This is a genomic window from Sphingomonas glacialis, assembly GCF_014653575.1.
In the GTDB taxonomy this organism is placed as follows: Bacteria; Pseudomonadota; Alphaproteobacteria; order Sphingomonadales; family Sphingomonadaceae; genus Sphingomonas; species Sphingomonas glacialis.
Window position 1 is genome coordinate 617,849 of the sequence record NZ_BNAQ01000001.1, and the last position, 23,447, is coordinate 641,295.

The window sequence follows — 23,447 nt, forward strand, 5'->3', positions numbered from 1 at the left end:
CAGGAGACCATGATGACCGCACTGTTCATTCCGCTCATCAAGGCGGACGCTTCACAGCGTCTGGTCTGGGGCAGCTTCGATGAGACCCCTGATCGCGCCGGCGAGGTCTGCGATTACGCGACCGCCAAGCCCGCGTTCCAGGCATGGTCGGAGGGAATGTCGAAGGCGTCGGGTGGTCAGAACCTCGGCAACATCCGCGGCCAGCACGACCTCAAGAAGGCCGCCGGCAAGCTGATCTCGATCGAGTTCGACGACACCGCGAAGCGCATCGATTTCTGCGCCAAGATCGTCGACGACCAGGAGTGGAAGAAGGTCGAAGAGCTCGTCTATACCGGCTTCTCGCCGGGCGGTAGCTATGCCAAGCGCTGGGTGGACGGCGCGTATCAGCGCTACACCCCGCGTGTCGGCGAGTTGTCGATCGTCGACTGCCCCTGCAACCCCAGCGCAACCTTCACCATGGTAAAGGCCGACGGTTCGGAAGAGCAGGTCGAGTTCGTCATGTCGAAGGCGTACGAGCCCGGCAACGACGCGACCAAGACTCGTGCCGAGGCTCTCGCCAACGCCGCTGGCGGCAACGCGCTCGCCAAGAACTATGTCGTCCAGGCGCGCGCCGACCTGATCGCCGAGAATGCTGCCGCCGAGCTCGCCAAGATGGCCGAGCCCGAGGTGCCTGAGCGCGAGGAAGATGGCGAGCAGGCCAGCGCCGCCGATGCGCTGACCGCGTCGCTCGCCAAGGCCGACGCTGCGATTGCGGCCGCTGTCCCGGCGCCCGAAGGCCCGTTCGCCAATCTCGCGAAGGCGGCCGACGCCGTGGCGCTGATCGGCACCATCCCGCTCGCGAAGTCGCTCTGGTCGGTCGAATGGCTGACCTCGCTGCTCCGCGACTTCGCCTGCCTCCAGTCCGAGGTAACGTGGGACGAAAACTTCGCGGCCCCCGGCGATGCCGACATGACGATTCCGACCAAGGCCGCCGAGATCGTGAAGGCGATCGGCGAGCTGCTGGTCACGATGACGCAGGAGGGCGTCGCTGATCTGCTGACCAATATCCAGCGCTCCGGCGTCGACATCGACGGTGTGGTCGTCGTTGACGGCGATGACGTCGTGGTCATGGAGCTTGCCAATCAGATCGTCGATCTCGTGAAGGCCGACACCGTCCTGATGGAGAAGGCTGGCGCGCGCAACAGCAAGGGCGACGCGGCCAAGATCCAGTCGATGCACGACAATGCCGTCGAGCTCGGCGCGACCTGCGACACGACCGCCGAGAAGGTCGAGCAGCTGTCGGCGGAGAACGAGCGTCTCGCGAAGGCCGTGACGGACGCCGCGCCGAAGGTGGATCGCCTCGTCAAGACGATCGAGGATCTCACTGCCGAGAACAAGCTGCTCAAGGCGACGCCGGCCCCCGTCAAGGGCGTCGCGCTGGTCGCGCCGATCGCTGTGTCGAAGGAGGCTGACGCCGCCCTCGCAAAGGCGGACGAAGCTAAGCCCGACGAATCCCACCTTTCGCTCGAGCAGCGCGCCATAAGCGCGGTCGCTCGTTTCCGCTAACTAGACTCCGGTCACCCGGTAACCGCCTCGCCGCTGCTTGGGCAACAGCAACGCTCCCGCTCCACAGCCGCCCGATGAGGCGGCTTTTTTATTGGAGAAACACCATGAACATGATCGTTTCGAGCGCCGCGTTCGAACTCGCCAAACTGGCGAACGGCGGCGATGACTATGCCTCGCTCGGCAAGGCCATCAACGGCCAGGCCATCGTCACCATGACGCTGGAGAAGGCGCAGGCCACCATCGACCTCGCCAAGGAAGCACTCGCCAAGCCCATCGAAGAGGGCGCTCTGTCCAAGTCGGTGACGCTCGCAACCGGCGCGCAGGCCTATGACCTCCGCGCGCCCTCGCTGCTGTTCTCGCCCACGATCACCCCGCTGCGCAACAGCCTGAAGCGCACCAAGCGCCCCGGCCCGGGCGGCGCGCTCCACTGGAAGGCGATCAGCGGCCTCGTCAACTCGCCGAACCTGATGGGCTGGGTTCCCGAGGGCCGTCGCGCCGCCTCGATCACCTATACAATGGCCGATGCCTCGCAGGCCTATGCCACGATCGGGACCGAGGACGACATCACCGACGAGGCGAAGTACGCCGCCGAGGGGTTCGAGGACGAGGAAGCGCTGGTTCAGATGCGCTCGCTCTACAAGACGATGCAGATCGAGGAATGCGCGCTGCTGCACGGCAACGCATCGGTCGCGCTCGGCACGCCCACCGCTCCCACGTTGTCGGCAGCGGGTTCGACCGCAACTCTTCCCTCGCTGACCTATTCGGTCATTGTCGTCGCCCTCACCCCGCTCGGCCTGCTCCAGGCAACGCTCGGCGCCGGTGTCGTGACGCAGGTCACGATTGCTTCGAACGACGGCGCGGCCGGCTACACCGTCAACGGCGGTTGCTCGAACAAGTCGGCGTCGGCAACGCAGGCGGTCACGCTTGGTCAGGCGCTCTCGGCGACTACGCCGTACATCAACGGCACTGCGGGCTATGCGTGGTATGTCGGCGCGGTCGGCTCGGAGACGCTGCAGGCGATCACCACGATCAACTCGGCGACTTTCTCGACCCCGCTCGCCGGCTCGCGCCAGGCGGCGACCGCGATCGCCGCCGACTATTCGACCAACTCGATCGCGTTCGACGGTCTGGTGACGCAGGCGTTCAAGAACAACGCCGTCGCGTACATCAAGACCATGGCGACCGGCACGGCGGGCGTCGGCACGCAGATGACCGCGGTCGGCAACGGCGAGGTCCAGGAAATCCGCGACATGCTTCGCGCGATGTGGGACCAGAACCGCGTCAGCGTCACCAAGCTGTATGTCGCAGCCCAGGAGCTGACCTCGCTCACGAAACTGGTGCTCACCGCGGGGTCGGCCCCGCTGCTGCGCATCAACTCGAACACGACCGCCGACAGCCCCGCCAACGTCAAGGTCACCGCGGGCTCGGTCGTCGGCTGGTACTTCAACCCCTACACGGCGGACGGCGGTCGCTTCATCCCGATCATCATCCACCCGAACATGGTTCCGGGCACGATCTTCGGTTACGCCGAGACCCTGCCGGCGACGTACATGTCGAACGAATGCCCGACCGTCGCCGAGGTCATCGTTCGCCAGGACTATTACGTCGAGAAGTGGCCGAAGACGGCGCGTCGCCAGTTCTACGGCACGTATTGCCAGGAAGCGGTCGCGGTCTACGCGCCCTTCTGCCTGGCGATCATCAACAACATCGCACCGACCATCTGATCGGTCGTCGCCCGACGATGGAAGCGTCGGGCGGCACCTGGTCGTGCTGACCGTCTCCCCGGGTTTCTCTCCCCTTGGCCCGGGCACCCTAGGCCCCGCCGGTCCAAGCCAGCGGGGCCACCTTTTCCCCAGATTTACGGAGCCACATCATGGCCGACGAAGCCGCAGCACAAGAAGCCGCAACCGCGCTGGTCGCATCGAGCGTCGCTGACCTCGTCGTGCTGATCGAAGGCGCCGACCTGCTCACGCTGACCCTTGCGCTGCAAGCCGAACAGGCCCGCGAAGGCGGCGGACGCAAGGACGCAATCGCCGCGCTCGAGGCTGCGATCGACGGCCACCCCGAGCTTGCCGCATCGGCTGCTGCTGATGCCGAAGCCGTCCCCCCAGCCGATACCACACCTCCGGTCGAGCTCGTCATCGACGCTGCGCACCGCGAGATCGCCGACGAAGCCGCAGCTACGATCGATGACGCCGCGCTCGCCGAGCAGACCGTTGCGATGGTCCACCCCGACGGCGGCACCTGCGACCTCTATCCGCTCAACGCCGAAGGCCAGATCGTCGTGCCGCTCGGCGATGTCCCGCTGATGCGCGAGCACGGCTTTCGGATGGTCATTGCCTGAACTCTCCCAGAAAGGCCGAGATGATGCGCTATTCCGCTCCCATCGACACGACGAGCATCGACCTGACAACCGGGCCGGTTGCTGTCGTCGGCGGCTTCATTGAGGTCGACGATCACCTCTCGCTCGGCGACGCTGCGGGGCTGATCGCCAACGGCTTCCTGCCGGCGTCGCTCGCGGAAACGCAGCCCGCCCCGGTCGCCAAGACCGTCGAGCATCCCGCCGGCGAAGAGCCGGCCGCCTGACATGACCGATCTCACCACCCTCGCGAACTTCAAGGCCTATGCCGGGGTGACTGGTGGTGATGACGATACCGCGATTCAGGCGCTGATCAGCGCATATTCGGGCTATGTCCGCCAATACTGTAATCGCGACTTCACGCTCGGCAGCTATTCGCGCACCTTTGACGGGCGCAATCAGACCCGTCAGATGCTCCCACAATACCCGGTCCAGTCGGTGACCGCGGTGCAGATCGACACGCAGGTCGTGCCGCTTCAGGCGACGTTCGGGCAGGCCGGTTTCCGCTTCGATGCGCAGTCGGTCATGCTGAACGGCTATCGCTTCTGCCGCGGCGAGGGCAACGTCCTGATCTCGTGGACCGCTGGCTATGCCACGGTACCGCTCGAGATCGCGCAGGCGGTCAATGAGCTGGTCGGGCTGCGCTACGAACTGCGCGACAAGCAGGGTTGGTCGTCGAAGTCGCTCGCTGGCGAGACCGTGTCGCTGATCACCGCCGACATGCCGAGCTCGGTCCGCACGATCCTCGCCAATTACCGTGCGGTCGTGCCGCTGTGATCAAAGCCTATCTCGTCAACGGCGACCAAGTTGTCGCCAGCGTCGAGCGTACCGGTGAGCGCATCAAGGGCGAACTCAAGGGCGGCATCGGGCGGCTGGCGATCAAGCTCCAGAACTTGGTGAAGACCGACAAGCTTCGCGGCCAAGTGCTCGGTCAGCGTTCAGGCCGTCTGTCCGGATCGATCCTTCAAGGCGTGACCGAGGAAGGCGACCAGGTCGTCGGCAAGGTCAGCACCAACCTTAATTACGGCATCGGCTGGGAATTGGGTTGGCCTGGAGGCGGCCCGGGCAAGCCATCGCTCAAGGATGCGAAGGCCAAGTTCAGTCTCGCCGGGTCCGATATGTTCGCCAACAGCACGCCGAAGCAACGCTCTTTCCTGCGCTCAGCGCTGAAGGACCTCGAAGCATCGGGCGTCATCAAGACCGAGATCGACGCCGCGATCGTGAGGGCTCTTAAATGACGATCCAGCGCGAACCGATCTACGCAGCGCTGTTCGCGCTGGTGTCGAGCGTTCAAGGTCTCAAGACGACCAGCCGAAAACTGAAGCACTGGAACGACGTGCAGGCGAGCGCGATGCCAGCACTTTTTCAGGCACAAACCGCGCAGATGTCGAACGGCGCCGATTTCCTGCCGGTGCGCTGGACGCTTGGCGCCCTGCTCTATCTCTACGTCTCGACCAAAGGCGCAGATAACCCCGGATCGGTCGTCAATCCGATCGTCGACGCAATCACGCATCTCTTCGAGCCGAACGCGGTCGGCGGCGGGCAGACGCTCGGCGGACTTGTCCAATGGGCGCGCATTGGCGGCACGATCGAGACGTCCGAAGGCACGCTCGATAACCTCGAGGTAATTCAAATCCCGATCCACATGCTCGCTCTCTAGCGGGCTCCCCACCCACCGGAACGACCTTCAACCCGCCCAGCTTCGGCGGGCTTTTTTACATGGAGACACTGACATGCAGAACGGCTTCGGCTCCGGCGTCCTGTGGGGCACCCCCCTGACGGACGCATACGGCGCGGCAATCGCCAACCCGACCCCGGTCAATTTCGGCGTCCTCCAGGACGTCTCGGTCGACATCAGCTTCGACACGAAAATGCTGTACGGCAGCAACCAGTTCCCGGTCGCGCTTGGTCGCGGCAAGGGCAAAATCAGTTGCAAGGCGAAGATGGGCCAGATCAACGGTCGGCTGCTCAACAGCCTGTTCTTCGGCCAGACCGCGGTCAGCGGCGTGCTGTCGGACTATCAGGATCTGACCGGAGCGCCGATTCCCGCTACCCCGTATTCGATCACCCCGACGATCGCCGGTGCGGGCACTTGGGTTGCCGATCTCGGCGTCAAGAATGCGTTCGGCGTCGCTATGGTCTGCGTTGCCTCTGCGCCCGCGACCGGTCAGTATATGGTCTCCGCCGGCGTCTACACCTTCGCCGCCGCGGATACGGGGCAGACCGTCTTCATCTCGTACCAGTACACCGCAACTTCGACGGTCGCTCAGAAGGGCACGATCATGAACGTGGCGATGGGTTATGCGCCGACGTTCCGCTGCGACTTCGTCAACAACTACAACAGCAAGAGCCTGTCCCTCTCGCTGTTCTGCTGCCTGACCAGCAAGCTCACACTGGCGACCAAGCAGGACGACTTCCTGATCCCCGAACTCGACTTCGATGCATTCGCCGACCCGCTGAACCGCGTCGGCATGTGGTCGACGTCGGAGTAATCGGCGCATGGCAAAGCTGACCGTATCGGGGCGCGAGTACGACATCGCGCCCTTCAAGCTCGGGGCTATGAAGGCCGCGGCGCCCATCATCGAGCGCATCAATGCCACGATCGCCGCCAAGGGCGATGGCGGCGGCACCACGCTCGTCGACCTGACCGAGATGCTCGGCGATTTCTGCGCCGTGCTTTCGATCGGGCTGATGAAGATCGACGCCACGCTGACCCCGGATCATCTCGAGGACGAACTCGGGTTCGGCGACATGCCCGCGATCCAGGCCGCGTTCACCGCCATCATGCGGGAATCGGGTCTGAAGTCGGCGGGGGAAGTTCCGGCTCCCGCGGCGGGGGAAGCAGCGGGAGCCTAGCCGACATCATCGCCGACATCGTCTTCGAGGTGGCCGACGCTGGCCTCGAAGGCGGTTCGATCCGGCGCATTGAGGCCGATTGGACGTTGAACGACGTCGCCGCCTGGCGGGCATCGTGGAAGCGCAACGGGCCGCCGCTCCGCATCGCTGCGATCAACATCGCGGCGGCGCTCGGCATCGATTTGCTGAAGAGCAAGTCCGACGATATGCCGCTCGGCGAACTCGATGTCGCGCCGAACGCGGTCAGCCTGACCGATATCCACCAGGTAATCGAGCTTCCGATCTCCGGCGGCGACACCATGGCAGCATCGCGTGCGATCGCGGAGCGCTTCGCGAAGGGCAAATAATGTCGGAAACCGAAGCTTCGGTCAAAATCGTTGGCGATGCCAGCGGGGTCGCGCCGGCCGTAAACCAGACCAAGGACGAGATCGCGGGCCTCGGTCCGGCGCTCGCGCAACTGACGGCCGGGTTCGCCGAACTCGCCGCCGAGATCCGCGCCAGCATGGCGACGACTGCCGCATCGACCGCCGAACTGACGCAGGAGATGCACCAGCTCAAGGCCGAGACCGAGAAGGAGTCGCTGTCGCTGCGCGAGATGGCGCTGTCCGCGAAGGAAGCTGCTGAGTCGATCTCCGAAATGAAGGAGGCCGCGTTCGGTTTCGCCGAGGCGTTCCTTGCCGCGTTCGCCGTCGAGCAGATCGCCGATTGGGCGAAGGAATTCGCCGAAGCCGCCGAGCATGTCGAGCACCTTGGTCAGCAGTTCGGCATGACCGCGCAGCAGGTCCAGGGGTTGGGCGTCGTCGCGCAGCTGTCGGGGGTCCAGCTCGACACGATCACCAAGGGCCTCGGCATCCTCGACAAGAACCTGTTTTCGGGGGCGAAGGAATCCGTCTTCAAGCAGATGGGAATCGAGGCGGGCGACGCGAAAGATCAGGTGGATCTGCTCGCGAAGGTCGCTGACAAGTTCAAGGGCATGGACGACGGGCCCAAGAAGGCCGCGCTCGCAATGGACCTGTTCGGCCGCGCTGGTGCGCAGATGATCCCGATCCTCAACCAGGGCGGCGAGGCCATGCGCGAGGCGAAGGAGAAGGCGGAGGAATACGGCGCCGCCTACACCGAACTGTCCGACGGCGCACAGGAAAAGGGCGTAGCGCTCGCTGAGTCGATCAACGAGAGCGGTGTCGCATGGAAGGGTGTCACCAACGTGCTCGGCGATGCCTTCGGCCCCGCGCTGAAGGACATCACCGACGGCATCAACTCGCTAATCAAGGCGTTCGTCGATTCGTACACCGAAGGAGGCACGGTCGCGGTCGTGTTCGAGGTCATCGTCGGCGTCGTCGAGACCGTCGGCGCAGCGATCAACGGCCTGGTCGAGATCTTCTCGGCAATGTGGGAAGCGGTGATCCAGATCGTCGGCGATCTCGTCGGCGACATCATGGACGCCTTCGGGATCAAGATCCCCGGCAGCTTCAAGACCGGCGAGGTCGCGATCAACCTCATCAAGGATGCGTTCGTCATCCTGAAGGACCTTATCGTCAACGTGATCGTGGTCGCCAAGGCCGCGATCATGGGTTTGATCGACACGCTCGTCCTGCTCGGCAAGATCGCCTACGACGCTTTCAATCTGAATTGGTCCGGCATCCAGAAGGACTGGGACAGCGGGCTCGCCACGCTCAAGAACCACGCGCTGAAGAATGCGCAGGAGATCGAGAGCACCTATCAGGACCTCGCACGCACGATCGCCGCGGCGATGAACGGAGAAGGCCCGACCGAGAAGAAGACCGGCATCAAGAGCGAGCACGGCGGGGCCGGCGGCGACTTCGACCCTGATTTGGCGAAGCAGAAGAAGGAAAAGAAGCCGAAAAAAGAGAAGGACGACCTCGTCCAGCAGCTCGAGGCGGAGCTCACCGCGAAGAAGCTGGCATGGTCGATGGCGCAGGACGCGCAGGGCACCGCGCAGGCCTATTCGCTCCAGTCGGAGGCCGATTACTGGCAGGCGATCCTGCAGCGCACCGATCTGTCCGCAAAAGACCGTGCCGCGGTCGAGACGAAGTATCTCGCCGCGCACAGCCAGTTGACCAAAGAGCGCATCGCGATCGTCATCGACGGCTACAAGCAGGAGATTGCGGAGGCCGAAAAGAATGCCGCCGCGAAGTTGGCGATTGCCGAGCGTGAGCTTGCCTATATCGGCAAGACGTTCGGCACCCAGTCGAAGGAATATGCGCAGGCGCAGGCCGAAATCGTGCGGATCAAGACGCAGGCGGCCGAACAGGTCCGCCAGATCGATGACATTCGCGCAAAAGCGGTCGAGAAGGCCAATCTCGACCAGATTACGGCGGAGGAGACGCTCGCGAAGCATCGTGTCGCGACAGGCGCCGAGACGAGCGTGCAGCTGCTGACGGAGCAGAAATCGTTCGAGGATCGGCGCTACGCAATCGAACTCGCAGCCGCTCAACGCGCGCTCAGCATCGCGGACCCGAACCGGGACCCGGTAAAATATGCACAGCTGAACGCGCAGATCGAGCAGCTTGAGCGTTCGCATATCCAGAAGATGGCCGAACTCGACCAGCAACAGGTTGTCGCTCAGCGTGCCCGGTTCGCCACTATGTCGAAGTCCTTCGGCGACGCGATTGGCCAAATGGCAACGTTCCAAAAGGGCTTCGTCACCTCAGTCAACGGACTGTGGACGTCCTTGCTCGGCGGTGTAGAGCGGTCGATCTCGCGCATGGTCTCTTTGTGGATCGAAAGCCTTCTGGTGCGTGACGCCGCTGAATCGTCTCAGCATCTCAAGAGTGTTGCGCGAGACGCAAAGTCGGCGGCGTCCGGTGCCTACCGCGCAGTGGTCGGCATCCCGATTGTCGGACCGATCCTCGCGCCGATCGCCGCCGCGACCGCATTCGCTGGCGTCATGGCTTTCTCGGCCGAGGGCGGATACGACGTGCCGTCGGGCGGCTATGGCATTGATGGGCGCGGCGGCTCGGTTGGTGTGTTGCATCCGGAGGAGATGGTACTTCCAGCCGCGCTGGCGAACGGGGTTCGAGCCATGATCGGCGCATCTTCTGCCAGTGGAAGCGCCCCGGCCGCAGCGAACGATAGCGGTGATCAGCACTTCCACTATCACGACCATACCGAGAAGGGCGTGTCCGCGAGCGACATCATTGGCAACCGGGCCGCGGTCGCCAAAGCGATGAAGATGGCGCACCGCGAGTTGCGCGTCGGCTGATTACTGCGTCTGGAGGGGCGTCATGCCGAACTTCGTTGCCAGTTCCTGGCAGATATCGGGCACGAAGCGAAGCTCCGAAACGGGTGCATAATCGATCACCTTTCCGTCTCGGATTATGATCCGGTAGGTACGCTCGCCGACATAGCCGCCGTATTGATTCTTGGCGTTCACCACGAGGCAGGTCGCGTAACCAGTGGTGCGCTTGAACATCGGCACTTTTTCGGTGAACGGGACGAACGTGTTCGGCCACTCAAAGTGCGCTGAATAGGGGTCGGCGAGGTTGCGCCGAATATACGCCTCGCCAATCTTGACCCCATCCTCGTAACGCATGGCGGCCCCATAGTCGGTTGCCGCCGGCGTTGGCTGCGCGGCGAGCAGAACAGCCGCACCGATCGTGAGCATCCAATATTCCCCCCGTTTGAGGCGCGCAACCTACTCCTGACGCGGCAAAAGTCTAGGCGGGGCATCTCCGACCGAGCGCGCATTGCTCCCGTCTCCGTCGTCAAGCACCGCGATGAACCCGCACGCGCAGCATGGCGCCCGAACGCAGCCTCCCACCGGCAGCGCTGGTGGCGCGTCGAGCGGAAAGATCACTTCGGAAAGCCTCATCGCGGCCGGGCAGTCGATCGGCGCTAATAGCTGAACGCCGACGACAATATCCCGGCTGCTTTTCGCATTCGCCGCACGCCATCCGCCGAGCGTCGTTGTGTGCTGCTCATCTGCCCAAGGCGGCAACCGCCCGCGCCATTCCGGTCCGAGTCTCATCGGACCATCATCAATCGGAGACGTCGCCATGTCCATTCGCGCGAGCGTCACCGCATGAGCTTTCCCTCGCTGCTCACGCGCTACATCATCGCCGGCGAGACCGCGTCCGATGTGCCGGGCATGTTCCCGCTGCTGATCGGGCAGTCGTTCCTCGTCTCGAAGCGCCAAATCTGGTCCACCGCGATCACGACCGCCTCGAATGGCCGTGAGCGCCGCCGCAGCCTGTGGTCGTACCCGAAGTGGTCGTTCAAGGTCTCCTACGAGGTCTTGCGCGATCGCCCGACGCAGCGCGATGTTGACCGGCTGGTGACGTTTTTCAACATCCAGGCCGGCCGCCGTCTGAACTTCACGTTCTACGACCCCGGCGATAACACCGTCGAGGCGCAGCAGTTCGGCACCGGCGACGGGGTCACTACACAGTTCCAGTTGATCCGCTCGAAGACGTTCGCAGGGGAGCCCTTCGACGAGCCGGTCCGGGCTGTGGTCGGGGAGCCCATGATCCTGCTGAACGGTGCCGTCGTCGCGCTGTCAAGCACCAGCATCAATACCGGCCTCGTCACCTTCGCAACGCCGCCAGCGACCGGCGCAACTCTGACCTGGTCGGGTCAATTCCTGTTCCTGTGCCGGTTCGATCAAGACGACCTCGACCTGACCCAGATGATGGAAGGCCTTTGGTCGCAGTCCGGACTCTCGTTCATGACGGATCGCCGATGAAAAGCGCATCTGACGCGCTGAAGGCGCTGCTCAACTCCGGCACCGATTTCGAGATGGCCGACCTCTGGACGCTCCGGCTTCGCGACGGCACGATCGTGCGGTGGTCTGGCGCCGACAAGGCGGTCTTCGCGAACGGCTACAACTTCACGCTGGGCCCGGTCATCGCGCGCGGCGCGATCAGCGAAAAGATCGGCGTAGACGTGGCGACGCTCGATCTCACGATCATGGCGGACTCGACCGACCTGATCGTCGGCAAGCCGGTGATCCCCTTCATCATCGGGCGCGGGCTCGACGGCGCGACCGTCAAGCTCGAGCGCGCGTTCATGACGTCTTGGTCCGCGCCGGCAGTCGGAACCGTCATCCGTTTCGCCGGTCGCGTCACCTCCGTTCCAGAAGTTAGCGGCTCGACCGCGCAGGTGACTGTCTCGGCTTGGACGATCCTGCTCAACGTGATGATGCCGCCGCATTTGTACCAGACGAACTGCCTCCACAACGTCTACGATGCCGGCTGCGCCCTCGCGCGTTCGTCCTTCTCGTCGACGGGGACGGTCCAGGCCGGAACGGCACCGACGCCCCCGGCCACCACGCCCGACACCCGGCCGACGCAGGCCACATGGCTGTCAAATCTCACCGGCGTGACCGACAAGTTCACGCTGGGCAGTTTGGTCTTTACCTCGGGCGCGAACTCTGGCATTTCCCGCAGTGTTCGGAGCAGCGCCTCCGACGGAACCTTCGAAATTGTCAACCCGCTCCCCGTGGCTCCCGCCGCGGGTGACACGTTCGTCGCCTATTGGGGCTGCGACCGGACCTCGGCGACGTGCTCCGGCAAGTTCAACAACATCCAGAATTTCAAGGGCACCGAGTTCGTGCCCTCGCCTGAAACCGCGCTCTGATGGCGCGCGCCGAGGCGGAGATGCGCGCCGCGATCGTGGCGGAGGCGTTGTCGTGGGAGCGGACGCCTTACCACCCGCGCGCAAAGCTCAAGGGTGTCGGCGTCGACTGCGCGATGTTCCCGGCCGCCGTCTTCAACGCCGTCGGCTTGGTGCCCGTCATCAGCCCAGATTACAGCCCACAATGGATGCTGCACCGCGACGAGGAACAGTTCCTCTCCTGGGTCACGCCCTACGCGCGCGAGATCGACCGCGGCGAGGTCGGCCCCGGCGATTTCGCGATCTGGAAGTTCGGTCGCTGCTATTCTCACGGCGCGATCGTCATCGACCTGCCTGAGGTGATCCACGCGGTCATCATCGGCGGCGGGGTGATCCGCGCCAATATCGACCGCGACGAAGAGCTTCGCTCGCGCCTGGTTCGCTTTTTCACGCTGTTCGGGGATCGATAGGATGGGCGGCAAGCACACCTCCACCTCCGATCCCAAGATCAACTCGATCTCAATCCAGTCGTCGACGCTCGGGCTCCCCCTGGCGATCGGCGCCGGCCGCAACCGCCGCAAGCCGAACTTGATCTGGTACAACGCCTTCACCGCGACGCCGCACACGACGCAGCAGAGCGCGGGCAAGGGTCTCGGCGGCGGGTCGTCGAGCACCAGCTACACCTACACCGCCTCGATCATCCTGGCGATCGGCGAGGGCCCGGTCAGCGGCATCCGCACGGTCTACCGCGACAAGTCGGTCTTCACCTCGCTGGCGGCTGCCGGCCTGTCGCTGGCGACCGGTGCGCCCGACCAGCCGGTCTGGAGCTACCTTACCTCGGTCTATCCGGCGCAGGCGCGCGCCTACGCGCGGATCGCCTACGTCTATGCCGCCGACTATGCGCTGACCGATTCCGCAGCGCTGCCGAACCACAGCTTCGAGGTCGATCATCCGATCCAGATGGCGGGACTGGCCGATGCCGACCCCAAGGACTGGCTCGTCGAATTCTTCACCAACGCGCAGTGGGGCTTGCCGGGCTGGGGAACGTCGCTGCTCGGCGACTGGTCGGAATGGTCGTCCTACTGCCGCGCGAACAACCTCCTGATCTCGCCGCTGCTCGAGGCGCAGGTCCAGGCGTCGGCGCATCTGACCGAGATCACCGACCTGACGAACAGCGCGCCGTTCTGGTCGGAGGGCCTGCTCAAGATCCGTCCCTATGGCGATCGGCCCGCAACCGGCAACGGCGTCACCTTCACGCCGAACCTCACGCCGGAATACGACCTCACCGAAGCGGACTTCATCGCGGCGGAAGGAACGCCGGCGGTCAAGATCGTGATCCTCGACCAGTCCGATGCGTACAACATCAGCCAGGTCGAATGCCTGGATCGCGACCACCGATACGATACCGCGATCATGACATCGCCAGACGACGCCGACATCGCGCTCAACGGTCCGCGCAAGGCTGACCCGGTGACGTGGCACTCGATCTGCGATGTCAACATCGCGCAACACGCCTGCGATCTGCTGAACCAGCGCGTCCTCTACAAGCGGCTCCAGTACACGTTCACCCTGCCGTGGAGCTTCGTGCTGCTCGAGCCGATGGACCTGGTCACCCTGACGACGGAGACCGACGAACTCCAATTGACCCGGCAGCTCGTCCGGATCCTGCAGATCGACGAAAGCGAGTCGGACGACACCCTCGCCTTCACCGCCGAGCACGTCGATATCGGCATCGCGACGGCCGCCCGCTTCACTTCGGGCTCGAGCGATGGCTTCTCGTCGAACACAGACGTCGCGCCGGGCTCGGTTTCGCCGCCCGCGCTGATCAATGCGCCGACCTCGCTCACGGCTGGCGATCCCGAGATCTGGTGCGCCGTCGCCTCGACGTCGCCCACCTGGGGCGGCTGCGAGGTCTGGATCAGCGTCGATGGCGATAAATACTCGCGGATCGGACGCATCAACGGCCCCGCGCGCTATGGCGTGCTCACCGCGGCGCTGGTGTCCCACGGTGACCCGGACACGACCAACACGCTATCGGTCAGCCTGGCGACGTCGCGCGGCTCGCTGGGATCCGCGACCGCTGCGGAAGCGAATGCAGGCGGTTCGCTGTGCATGATCGACGGCGAGCTCCTGACCTATCAGACTGCCACGCTGACCGGCGCAAACGCGTATACGCTCACGTCGCTGCGGCGGGGCTTTCAGGGGACCTCGCCAGCAGCCCACGCCAGTGGCGCCAGCTTCGTTCGGCTCGACGATGCGATCTTCAAGTTCAGCTACGCCAAGCTCAACGTCGGTTCGACGATCTATGTGAAGCTGCCGTCGTTCAATGTGTACGGCCGAGCAATCGAGGATCTGGCAACCGTCAGCGCGTACAGCGTCAGCCTCGCTCCGGTCTCTGCCCTCCCCGACCCCGTCACCGGCCTTGCGCTGTCACTGCCATGGACGGGTTCGACGCTCAGTGTGGTCTGCGATGCGTCCGCCCGCGCTACGTCCTACAAATTCCGATTCTACAAGGCCGACGAGACCACGCTCGTTCGCGAGATCGTGACGACCACGCCCGCCGCAACCTACAGCGCCGCGTTGGCCGCGCAGGACGGCGTGCAGCGCGCATATGCGATCGAGGTGCTGGCAGGGAACGACGCGGGCTATACGGCCCCCTCGACGTGGCTGACCGTAACGAACAGCGCCCCGCCCGCCGTGTCGTCACCGGCGATCGCAGGCGGCGCGACGGTTGCGACTGCCACCTGCACCGCAACAACCGATCCCGACGTTGCGGGCTACGTCCTGTTCTATTCGTCAGCGAGCGGTTTCGATCCCGCTACCACGGGCGGTCTCGTCGCATCCGGCATCCCATCGGTTTCGGTGTTCGGGCTGGCCGCGGGCACCTATTATGGCCGCATCGCTGCATTCGATGGATGGTCGTCCAACCCCGCGACCCTCAACCTCTCGAGCGAAATCAGCTTCACGATCACGACCGGCGGGGGATCGACACCCTCCGGTGGCGGTACCACAGGCGGCGGCTATGACGGTCGCTGTGTCGTTGACACGACCCCGATCCTGATCGCGAACGCCACGCTGGACGGGCCCGGCAAGGAGAAGGCCGCGCGCGATTGTGCCGTCGGCGACTGGGTGTGGACGCGGCACGAAATCACGATGGAATGGGGCGCCTACCCAATCACCGCGATCTCGTTCTCGAACGACCCGACTTTCGCCGCACCGGGCTATCCAAACGCGACCCGGCGGCATCGTTTCTGGGTCGATCGGTGGGTGACGATGGAAGTGCTCGGCGTGCCGGTCGGGTCCGCTCGGGTTGCCAAGATCACGGTCGACGACGCCCACACCTACGTCTCCGCTGGCGTCCTTTCGCACAACATCAAGCAGTTCAACGCGAGCGAATAGCTCGCCCCGACCGCCAAAAAGGTTGACGCACCATGCAATATGTCGAGTTCGTGCTCACCCGTCCGTCGACGGGTGCGGCGCTCCCGTTTGCAAAATTGTCGGTCTATCATTCCGGCACGGAAACGCTGGCGCCGCTGTTCGACGCGGACGGCAATGGGATCGTCAACCCGCTGACCGCGGATCGCACCGGCAAAGTAGGGTTCGCTGCCGCAAACGGTACCTACGATTATGGCGACCCCGCTGGAATCGCGCCCACGGTCCACCAGCAGCAGTTCTACGATTTCTCCGACCTCGACGGACGGCTGGCGCAAAATGCCTACCGGAAAGTCGAAAAGTACACCGATCTCGCCATGATCTCGGAGGAGGACCGGGCTGGCGGGCTGCACGTCTATGTCGACGAGAACAGGCGCGAGTATGTCTGGGGCGCGGATCAAAGCGGCGGTGCCTGGCTGGATCTCGGGGCCACTCTGGCGGAGAGCTCGATCGTCGATGGCCGGCGCGCGCTTCAGACTTGGGTAGCCGAGGACAACACCGGCGTCATGCGCCTGTTCCTGGCAATGATGGCAGACGGCGCCCTTCGCACATCCGTCTTCGAAGCCGGGCAGATGGAGGTCGCTGGCGTAACGTACGAGGCGCGTCGGGCTTTCGGCTGGGACTGGGTGATCTGCAAGACGACGACCGACGGGCGCGCGTGGGCGATCGCCGGTGTCCGCGCTGACGGTTCGTGGTTCCCCGGCACCGGCGCATCGGCGATCGCCGTTTCGACCTACACCGCCACGGCGACCAATGCCGCGCGCAAATTCTCGTGGTTCGTCGAAGACGGCCGTTGGATTATCTTCATCGTGCTGGGCCAGTCCAATGCCGAGGGCTATAACGGCGACGGCAGCGATGTGCCCGTCACCACGTCCGCGCTCTACCCGTCCAACAGCTTCATGCTTGCGGGCAGTGATGGCCCCCGCCGGCGCGGGCAATCGCGGACGACGACGCTCGTCCCCCTGATCGAGCACAACAACACGACGCCAAGCGTGCCAGGTTCGGCGTGCAAAGAGACCTACTGCTCGGGCTTTACGAACCACCTGATCCGCGACGTGGCGGCAGCGACGGGCAAGACGCCCAAGATCGTCAGCATGGTTGCAGCGTTCGGCGGGCAGTCGCTCGCCGGGCTGTCGCGCGGGCAAGGTATATGGAACGACGCGATCAATTCCGTGAAAGATGCCGTGACAGCGATCCGCGCCGCGGGCGGGACGTCGATTCGCACGGTCATCGTATGGGATCAGGGCGAAGGCGATACGGGCGGATCTCCACTTGATCGCGCATCGGGTACGACCGGCAAAGGCGCATGGGCCTATAAAATGATGTTGCAGAAGCTCTGCCGGGAGATTCGTGCCGATATCATGGCACGCACGGGCGAGATTGAGCCGCCCGTGGTGTTCGCGATGCAGCACAGCAACACGCCGACTGGCGCCGAGTGGGAGAACAGCAGCAGGTTCGGAATCGTGAGCGCGAACGGCATCGAGAATATCCGTCTGGTCGGGCCGCGGTATCAGATCCCGTATGCCGATGTGATCCACAACACGAGCCAGGGCCGCTATCTGGTCGGTCAGCTGATCGCCAACGCCGCGATCGAGGAGCATTGCGGGATCGGCTATGCGCCGATGCTTCCAGACAAATGGTACTGGACCAGCAGCACGGTGTTGGTGGTCGAGGTGACGGTCCTGTCGGGCTCGCTCGTGATCGATACGTCGAACAGCCCCGTGCAGACGTCCGGCCTCTCAAGCCAAGGCTTCGCGTTCGACGACGGCAGCGGATCCGCGCCCGCGATCAGCGGGGTCGCAGTCTCGGGCAACCAGATCACGATCACGCTCGCCAGCGCACCGACCGGCCGCCGCCCGCGCCTCGCCTACGCCATCACGCGCAACAGCGGGAACACGACGCAGGACGGCCCTGTGATCGGCGCTCGCGGCACGATCCGCAACGACGCGGCGCTGCCGACGATCACCGGCGGCAATCAGTACAACTGGCTCAGCGCCTTCGTCCTTCAACTCTTCTGACAGGAATAAATCCATGGCATCCGGCGTCTCCATCATCCTGCCCAGTGCGGGCTTCACGCCGACGTTCGCGCAAGAGGAGGTCACCCTCCTGCACGCGACCGGCTTCGTCGATCGAGGTCTGGTCGCCCTGCATATGCTCGCGGAAAGCAGTGGTGCGGCCTTCCTTGATGCGAAGGGGGGGATCGCAGGCAACCTCGACTCGATCATCAACAGCAACAACGCCTTCGCGCGGCTTTCTGGCGGCGGTGTGTCTCTGTCTGGTGCGCAGTTCATCAGCTTCCCGACCTACGAAGCACACGCGCCTTGGACCCTGTTTACCGCTGGCGCTATTATCGGCGATGTCGGCTCCGAATTCGAGAAGATCACGGGCTTCATCGGACACCGCACCTCGTACGGGACGGCGCCGAAGGGTGCCTACTGCTACGGGCGCGGCGTGGAATCGTGGACGTCGCCAGCAAGCGCGCAGTATTTCCTGCATCGCGCCGACGGCACCGACGCACAACTTTCCGCTCCTAGCGTTCCCCCCGCCGGCAACCGCCGCGTGATCGCCCTCTCCTACGACGGGTCCAGCACGCTCACCTCGGCGTTTTACAATGTCAGCGGCGTGGCCGAGGTCACCGGCCCGCTGTCGGCGACGCCCGCACAGCTTTTCACGAGCTCGGGAACCACGAATTCGATGTTGCAGCCGATCATCGGCGGCCTCAACGATGTGTTCGATGGCGCGATCCAGCAGTTCGAGTTCTTCGCGCGCTATAACCGCGCGCTGACGGACTTCTCCGCGACCGAAATTCAGATCCAGGTCGCAGCGGCATCGCAGCTCGGCGGCGCGCGCGGCCGAGCATGGTCGTGATCGCGCGTGGCTAGCACCCCGCCATCGCCGCCGCGGCCGTGGTGGCATGACTTCGCGCCGGCGATCACCATCGCAGCGATGCTCGCCGGAGGAGCCTTCTTCTATGGCGGTGTCACGCAAAGGCTGACCGAGGTCGAGAGCCAGGCGCACGATCTGCGCATCCGCGTCGATCAGCAGGACAAGGACAAAGAAGCCACTATCGAGAAACTGAGCGCGATCGACGGTCGCACGATCCGAATTGAGACCACGCTCGCCTTGCTCAAACCAGACAAGGACAAGGCACCATGACAGGCCTGGGTGAACTCTGTTTTGTGATTGCGATCTTCGCGATGATCGCGCCTCCCGTCGAGCGGGCACTGATCCATCATCGAAGCGCGAAGGTCGGCATTTTCCAGAACACGTTCGCCGAAGCGTTCCCCGTGGTGCCGCCGAGCCCGTCGCTCGACGCGCTGACGCGCCAGGCTGAAGACGCGCTCGACCAGGATAACCTGTCTCGCGGCATCATCGCGACCGCGGCGACATACGATCACGCCAACGACGGCACGCCCGAAGCCTAGCCCCATCCCGGAGATACCGAATGCCGCAAACGCCCCCACAGGCGGCCGCGCCCGCGCGCGCGCCTGCCAAGCCCGCTATCGTCGCGTTGGCCGCAGCGGTTGGCCTCACCTGCGCCACTATCATCTCCCCGTTCGTCTCGGGTTGGGAGAGCGGCGGACAGCAGCATCTCGTGCCCTACCGCGACGTCGTCGGGGTCTGGACGCAGTGTGACGGCGAGACGCTCGGGGTCACCGCGACGTCGCCGAAAGAAACGCCGGCAGGCTGTGCGGTGAAGCTCGACACGCGGCTTGCGGGGTTTGCGCAGCAGGTCGTCGCGTGCTCGCCGGGCCTGCGCGGGCGCGACAATCAATGGGCCGCCGCGACCAGCCTCGCCTACAATATCGGCGTCAAGGCCTACTGCGGCTCCACGGTCGATCGCCGGTTCGACGCGCGCCAATGGGCCGCCGCCTGCGACGCTTTCCTGATGTGGAACAAGGCAGGCGGCCGCGTCGTCGCCGGGCTCGCCAACCGCCGCGCCGCCGAGCGCGCGCTTTGCATGAAGGACCTGCCGAAATGACCGATGACACGACGCCGCCTATCCAGGCGGAGAAGAGCCCCGCGCGCGATCAGGCCGAGTCTGCCATCCGAAGCGTCCTGCTGGCGATCAGCGTCGTCACGGCACTCGCTGGTTTTGTGTCCAAGCACGATCTGGCCGGCTTCGTCGCGTACATGCAATCGAGCGACTTCCTCGCTGCGCTCGCTGCGCTGATCGGCACCGCGACGTTCGGGTGGGGCCAATGGAAGGCGCGACATCGTTCGCAGCAGCTCGCCGCCATCGCCGCCGACCCGCGCGTTCCCGACCAAGTTGCAAAACTAAAGCCATGATCAGCGCCGGATTCGAAGCCCTTAAGCTGCTGCTCGCCGGCTGGGCGACTGCAGCCCTCGCCTTCCTTAAGGCAGTCCCCTGGTGGATTTGGGCCATCCTCGCCGCGCTGATCCTGCTGCTCGCGGTCTACCTCCACGGCGAGAAGGCCGGCGAAACCAAGGGCGCCGCCAAGATCGAAAAGCGCGACATCGCTGCTCACGCAATGACTGTCGCCGAATCGAAGGCTGATACCACTGCGGCGCAAACGACTACCGACGCGATCGGGAAACGCATGGCGCGCGTCGACGCCGCCACCACCGATCTCGTCCGCTCCAAGCTCAAGGAAATGTCCGATGCGATTGCCGTACCCGCTGCGCCTGCTGGCGATCCTCCCGCTCGCGTTGACACTCGAAGCCTGTCAGCATCCATCGACGCCCTCGTCGAACGCGCGAACGGACAGGCCGACGCTGCCGACGCTCAACCCTGAGTTCGTCCAAGCCTTCCACCTCAAGCCGCTCGGTCATCCCGAAACCGGCGTGATGGTCCAGATCGATCAGGGCTACCTGCAGGCGATGGGCGCGCTGCTTGCCGAGGCGATCGGTGACGTCGCCAAGGCCAACACGCACGCGGCTGGCGTGAAGCAGGAGCGGCGGTGCCTGAAGGCCATATGGACGACCGGCAGCGCGCCCGCGGACTGCCCCAAGAATTAAATCCCCATCGGAGGAATAAACTATGACCCGACTGCGCTTCGCAGTAGGCGCGATCGCGCTCGCCTTCAGTTTCTCGGCATCCATCGCGCCTGCATCCGGCCAGGTCATCACCTCGGGATCTTCGCTGAACGGTGATTCGGCAACCGTCTATGTCACCCTGCCGAGCGGCAAGGTGTTGCGGGTCACGCCGACGGTGCCGGTCGATGCAAACGGCAACGTGCTGACAGGCGGCGGCGGCGACGCCAGCGCAACAAACCAGACCTCGCAGATCACGCTCGAGCAGTCCATCCGCGACGAGATCGGGGCTATTTCGGGCACGCCGACCGCGAACACGCTGCAGGGTCGGCTTGAGGCGATGCGCGTGCTTCTCGCGGCACCGGTCTTGGCGTCGGGTGCGGCGACGAGCGTGCTTCAAGGCACGATTAACTCTTCGATTGGCACGCTCCAAACTACTTTGCACGCCGACATGATCGCGCCCACACCTGCGGGTAGTAATCTGATCGGCGGTGTAGATGTGCGAACGCCTGCCGCCACCTCCACCCCGCTAAGCTGGTCGGTAAGCACGACGACGACGGTAGGCCCGTGGACGCCGCAAACCGGCCGCGCGATCTACCTGACCAAGACCAGCACCGACACGGCAACGATTAACGTGACGGTGACGACGACGGGGGCATGCGCAGGTGGTGTGCCGTTGATGGCGGCGAATTTCAGCTATTCCGCGGGCAATTTGGTCAGCACGTCGACCAAGGGGCGCGAGCAACTCGATCCCGAGCAAAGCACCGCTGCGCAATACTGCGTCACCATCACCCCCGGCACGAACGGGGTCACCAGCTCAGGGAGTCTTTCGCAATGAGCATCGCCATGGATGCCGCAACATTCGCGCTCGCAAATGATGGTGTGATCTACTTTGACCACTACCGGCAAGCTGGTGACGCGGACGACACTCAGTCGGTTTACCGCGCGCTTGCGAAGGGCAAATACGTCAAGGGGCGCGGAGACCGGACGTACACGTTCAGCGACCTCACGCTGACGACGAACGCTGTGCTTGATCTGACGAGCTGCACCGTGTTCCGCGGTTCCAGCGGCAAGTATGCCGTGGATTTGAGCGCCTACCATGGCGAACTCATCGGCGGTGATTTCGTCGGTCAGTATCGCTGGGCTCGAACGACGATCACGGCAGCGGCTGCAATCGGCGCGCCGTCGGTTACGGTCGCCGATGCGAGCAAGCTGCAAGTCGGCATGTACGTGGTCCATGCCTCGACGTTCGAAAGCTACGTCGAGCCGAACCTCATCACCGGCATCATGGGCAACGTCGTCAGCTTCGATCACCCCTTGCGCGGCGCGGTTTCGGGCGGCGAGGCGTTCCATGCCGGCTTCCCGATGATCATCACCAAGGGTGGCGCGGTGCAGGGCGCAATGCGCAACAGCTACGTGCGCCAGTGCCTATTCGGCGTCCAGACCGGCGCGCAGGGGGTTGCGGGCGGCAACACATTCACGTTTTTTGACGGTGTTCGAGTCTCGGATTACGTGGGGGCCGCTTTCATCTTCGCCGACAACTCAGCGGGGGAGAACGTCAGCAACTTCCTCGCGGCTGGCGGGCGCACACAGACGCTGAGCTACACCGCGACGGCCGGGCAGACCCGCTTTGCGTTCCCGTTCGAGATGACGAAGCGCGTGTGGCGTTGGGGCACCGAGCCCAGCATCCGCGCGACCGTCAACGGAACCACGCTCGCGGTTTCAAGCTATACTGTGGACACGGCAACGGGCGAGATCGTCCTGTCCACGCCATGCGCAGCCGGTGATGCGGTAGTGGCTATGAACATCGAGGTGGGCGCGTTCGGTATCATGGCTCTTGGAGTAACGGCTATTGCAGCATCCTCAATCGAGCGGATGACTGCTGGGCTGGTGATCACGACCGTTGTCGGACAGTTTATTGAAGACGCAGAGCTTGGTTTCATCGCCAACGTGCAGACGGATACGTCCGGCTACGCCGCTGCACTGATTCGCAATTCTTCAAGCATTCATCACCGGGCGAGCGATTTTCTCTATTCGCCCAAGGGGGTTATCTACGACGGTTGCACCAAGTGCTCGCTGACAGGCGGGTTCTCGACTTCCCAGATGCCCGATGCCGATGAGTTTGTCGTCACGTCGAGTAAGCGTGAGATCGACATTCGTACGGGATCGACGGGCATTAATGTAGCTTGGGCGGACTGGACTTCCTCGACAAAGACTTATGCATCAGGTGCACTGGCTGTGCAAACGACCGCCCCTGTTTCGCTCACCCCGTTTGGTTTATCGATCGGCGGCGTCTCGACGGGACGGTTAGCGCTCTACGGCACGACGGGTAATGGACTGTTCCAAGTCTCAGACGACTGCCAGGCTGTTTATCTAGGCGGCAGCGGATACAACTATTTCCAAGCGACTTCGCCAAGTGCAACCCTCCGCATCGGCTCGGTGGGATCGGGTGGGCGTATGGAGTTTGTGGTAAGCGGGGCTGTACCGTACAGCATCGAGAGCAACGGGCGGTTTATCGGACCGCTGCCACAGGCGACGGACAATGCCGATGCCATAGCGAAGGGCTACGCGGTCGGGACTTGGTACAAGAAGCCGGACGGATCGCATTGGGAGCGTATCTAGTTAATGCACTTGGGGCTTCGTGCCTCGGGCGCCCTAAATATCAAGGTTCCTGCGCCTAATCTCCGCC

26 protein-coding genes are annotated in these 23,447 nt (G+C 64.2%); 25 read left to right on the plus strand and 1 reads right to left on the minus strand.

Features of this window, described 5'->3' with window-relative positions:
• Positions 1 to 12 precede the first annotated feature (12 nt).
• The 11 genes from IE187_RS02960 (at position 13) to IE187_RS03010 (ending at position 9,983) form a co-directional block, all read left to right on the plus strand.
• Entirely contained in the window at positions 13 to 1,545 is a 1,533-nt protein-coding gene (locus tag IE187_RS02960; RefSeq protein ID WP_189675024.1) for a hypothetical protein, read from the plus strand.
• A 104-nt stretch (positions 1,546 to 1,649) separates the two neighbouring features.
• Positions 1,650 to 3,269, plus strand: coding sequence for a hypothetical protein (locus IE187_RS02965; RefSeq protein WP_189675025.1), 1,620 nt, complete (start codon positions 1,650 to 1,652; stop codon positions 3,267 to 3,269).
• Positions 3,270 to 3,418: 149 nt separating this feature from the next.
• On the plus strand, positions 3,419 to 3,889 hold the full coding sequence (locus tag IE187_RS02970; protein WP_189675026.1) for a hypothetical protein: 471 nt from the start codon (positions 3,419 to 3,421) through the stop codon (positions 3,887 to 3,889).
• A 23-nt stretch (positions 3,890 to 3,912) separates the two neighbouring features.
• Entirely contained in the window at positions 3,913 to 4,131 is a 219-nt protein-coding gene (locus IE187_RS02975; RefSeq protein ID WP_189675027.1) for a hypothetical protein, read from the plus strand.
• Position 4,132: 1 nt separating this feature from the next.
• The gene (locus IE187_RS02980) at positions 4,133 to 4,681 is read left to right on the plus strand and encodes a head-tail connector protein (protein ID WP_189675028.1); all 549 of its coding nucleotides are present in this window, start codon (positions 4,133 to 4,135) and stop codon (positions 4,679 to 4,681) included.
• The gene (locus IE187_RS02985) at positions 4,678 to 5,142 is read left to right on the plus strand and encodes a hypothetical protein (protein ID WP_189675029.1); all 465 of its coding nucleotides are present in this window, start codon (positions 4,678 to 4,680) and stop codon (positions 5,140 to 5,142) included. The genes IE187_RS02980 and IE187_RS02985 overlap by 4 nt, the downstream gene beginning before the upstream one ends.
• On the plus strand, positions 5,139 to 5,564 hold the full coding sequence (locus IE187_RS02990; RefSeq protein ID WP_189675030.1) for a hypothetical protein: 426 nt from the start codon (positions 5,139 to 5,141) through the stop codon (positions 5,562 to 5,564). The genes IE187_RS02985 and IE187_RS02990 overlap by 4 nt, the downstream gene beginning before the upstream one ends.
• A 73-nt stretch (positions 5,565 to 5,637) precedes the next feature.
• Entirely contained in the window at positions 5,638 to 6,396 is a 759-nt protein-coding gene (locus tag IE187_RS02995) for a hypothetical protein (RefSeq protein ID WP_189675031.1), read from the plus strand.
• A gap of 7 nt (positions 6,397 to 6,403) precedes the next feature.
• The gene (locus IE187_RS03000; RefSeq protein ID WP_189675032.1) at positions 6,404 to 6,760 is read left to right on the plus strand and encodes a hypothetical protein; all 357 of its coding nucleotides are present in this window, start codon (positions 6,404 to 6,406) and stop codon (positions 6,758 to 6,760) included.
• A gap of 29 nt (positions 6,761 to 6,789) precedes the next feature.
• Positions 6,790 to 7,107, plus strand: a complete 318-nt coding sequence (locus IE187_RS03005) for a hypothetical protein (protein WP_189675033.1) — start codon at positions 6,790 to 6,792, stop codon at positions 7,105 to 7,107.
• On the plus strand, positions 7,107 to 9,983 hold the full coding sequence (locus IE187_RS03010) for a hypothetical protein (RefSeq protein ID WP_189675034.1): 2,877 nt from the start codon (positions 7,107 to 7,109) through the stop codon (positions 9,981 to 9,983). Before IE187_RS03005 ends, IE187_RS03010 begins: the two co-directional genes overlap by 1 nt.
• Here IE187_RS03010 and IE187_RS03015 read toward each other — a convergent pair whose 3' ends face one another.
• Positions 9,984 to 10,385 (minus strand): hypothetical protein, encoded by a 402-nt coding sequence (locus tag IE187_RS03015; RefSeq protein ID WP_189675035.1) that lies wholly within the window; start codon positions 10,383 to 10,385, stop codon positions 9,984 to 9,986.
• A gap of 417 nt (positions 10,386 to 10,802) precedes the next feature.
• Here IE187_RS03015 and IE187_RS03020 point away from each other — a divergent pair, with 417 nt between their 5' ends.
• The 14 genes from IE187_RS03020 to IE187_RS03085 are packed head-to-tail and all read left to right on the plus strand — an operon-like array spanning position 10,803 to position 23,380.
• Positions 10,803 to 11,462: a DUF2460 domain-containing protein gene (locus IE187_RS03020; RefSeq protein ID WP_189675036.1), complete on the plus strand. Its 660-nt coding sequence runs from the start codon at positions 10,803 to 10,805 to the stop codon at positions 11,460 to 11,462.
• Positions 11,459 to 12,355 (plus strand): DUF2163 domain-containing protein, encoded by an 897-nt coding sequence (locus tag IE187_RS03025; protein ID WP_189675037.1) that lies wholly within the window; start codon positions 11,459 to 11,461, stop codon positions 12,353 to 12,355. Before IE187_RS03020 ends, IE187_RS03025 begins: the two co-directional genes overlap by 4 nt.
• Positions 12,355 to 12,801 (plus strand): hypothetical protein, encoded by a 447-nt coding sequence (locus IE187_RS03030; protein ID WP_229839194.1) that lies wholly within the window; start codon positions 12,355 to 12,357, stop codon positions 12,799 to 12,801. The genes IE187_RS03025 and IE187_RS03030 overlap by 1 nt, the downstream gene beginning before the upstream one ends.
• A 1-nt stretch (position 12,802) precedes the next feature.
• Complete coding sequence (locus IE187_RS03035; protein ID WP_189675038.1) at positions 12,803 to 15,730, plus strand: phage tail protein; 2,928 nt, start codon at positions 12,803 to 12,805, stop codon at positions 15,728 to 15,730.
• 32 nt (positions 15,731 to 15,762) lie between these two features.
• Entirely contained in the window at positions 15,763 to 17,781 is a 2,019-nt protein-coding gene (locus tag IE187_RS03040) for a sialate O-acetylesterase (protein WP_189675039.1), read from the plus strand.
• Positions 17,782 to 17,794: 13 nt separating this feature from the next.
• On the plus strand, positions 17,795 to 18,631 hold the full coding sequence (locus tag IE187_RS03045; RefSeq protein ID WP_189675040.1) for a hypothetical protein: 837 nt from the start codon (positions 17,795 to 17,797) through the stop codon (positions 18,629 to 18,631).
• 6 nt (positions 18,632 to 18,637) lie between these two features.
• Complete coding sequence (locus IE187_RS03050) at positions 18,638 to 18,919, plus strand: hypothetical protein (protein WP_189675041.1); 282 nt, start codon at positions 18,638 to 18,640, stop codon at positions 18,917 to 18,919.
• A complete protein-coding gene (locus IE187_RS03055) occupies positions 18,916 to 19,188 on the plus strand; it encodes a hypothetical protein (RefSeq protein WP_189675042.1) in 273 nt (90 codons plus the stop codon). Before IE187_RS03050 ends, IE187_RS03055 begins: the two co-directional genes overlap by 4 nt.
• 20 nt (positions 19,189 to 19,208) lie before the next feature.
• Positions 19,209 to 19,745 (plus strand): lysozyme, encoded by a 537-nt coding sequence (locus IE187_RS03060; RefSeq protein WP_189675043.1) that lies wholly within the window; start codon positions 19,209 to 19,211, stop codon positions 19,743 to 19,745.
• Positions 19,742 to 20,053, plus strand: coding sequence for a hypothetical protein (locus tag IE187_RS03065; RefSeq protein WP_189675044.1), 312 nt, complete (start codon positions 19,742 to 19,744; stop codon positions 20,051 to 20,053). Before IE187_RS03060 ends, IE187_RS03065 begins: the two co-directional genes overlap by 4 nt.
• Positions 20,050 to 20,520, plus strand: coding sequence for a hypothetical protein (locus IE187_RS03070; RefSeq protein ID WP_189675045.1), 471 nt, complete (start codon positions 20,050 to 20,052; stop codon positions 20,518 to 20,520). Before IE187_RS03065 ends, IE187_RS03070 begins: the two co-directional genes overlap by 4 nt.
• 49 nt (positions 20,521 to 20,569) lie before the next feature.
• Positions 20,570 to 20,743: a hypothetical protein gene (locus IE187_RS03075; protein ID WP_229839195.1), complete on the plus strand. Its 174-nt coding sequence runs from the start codon at positions 20,570 to 20,572 to the stop codon at positions 20,741 to 20,743.
• 22 nt (positions 20,744 to 20,765) lie between these two features.
• Positions 20,766 to 21,596 carry a hypothetical protein gene (locus IE187_RS03080; protein WP_189675047.1) on the plus strand — a complete coding sequence of 277 codons (831 nt, stop codon included), beginning with the start codon at positions 20,766 to 20,768 and terminating at the stop codon, positions 21,594 to 21,596.
• A complete protein-coding gene (locus IE187_RS03085; RefSeq protein WP_189675048.1) occupies positions 21,593 to 23,380 on the plus strand; it encodes a hypothetical protein in 1,788 nt (595 codons plus the stop codon). Before IE187_RS03080 ends, IE187_RS03085 begins: the two co-directional genes overlap by 4 nt.
• The last annotated feature ends 67 nt before the right edge of the window (positions 23,381 to 23,447 follow it).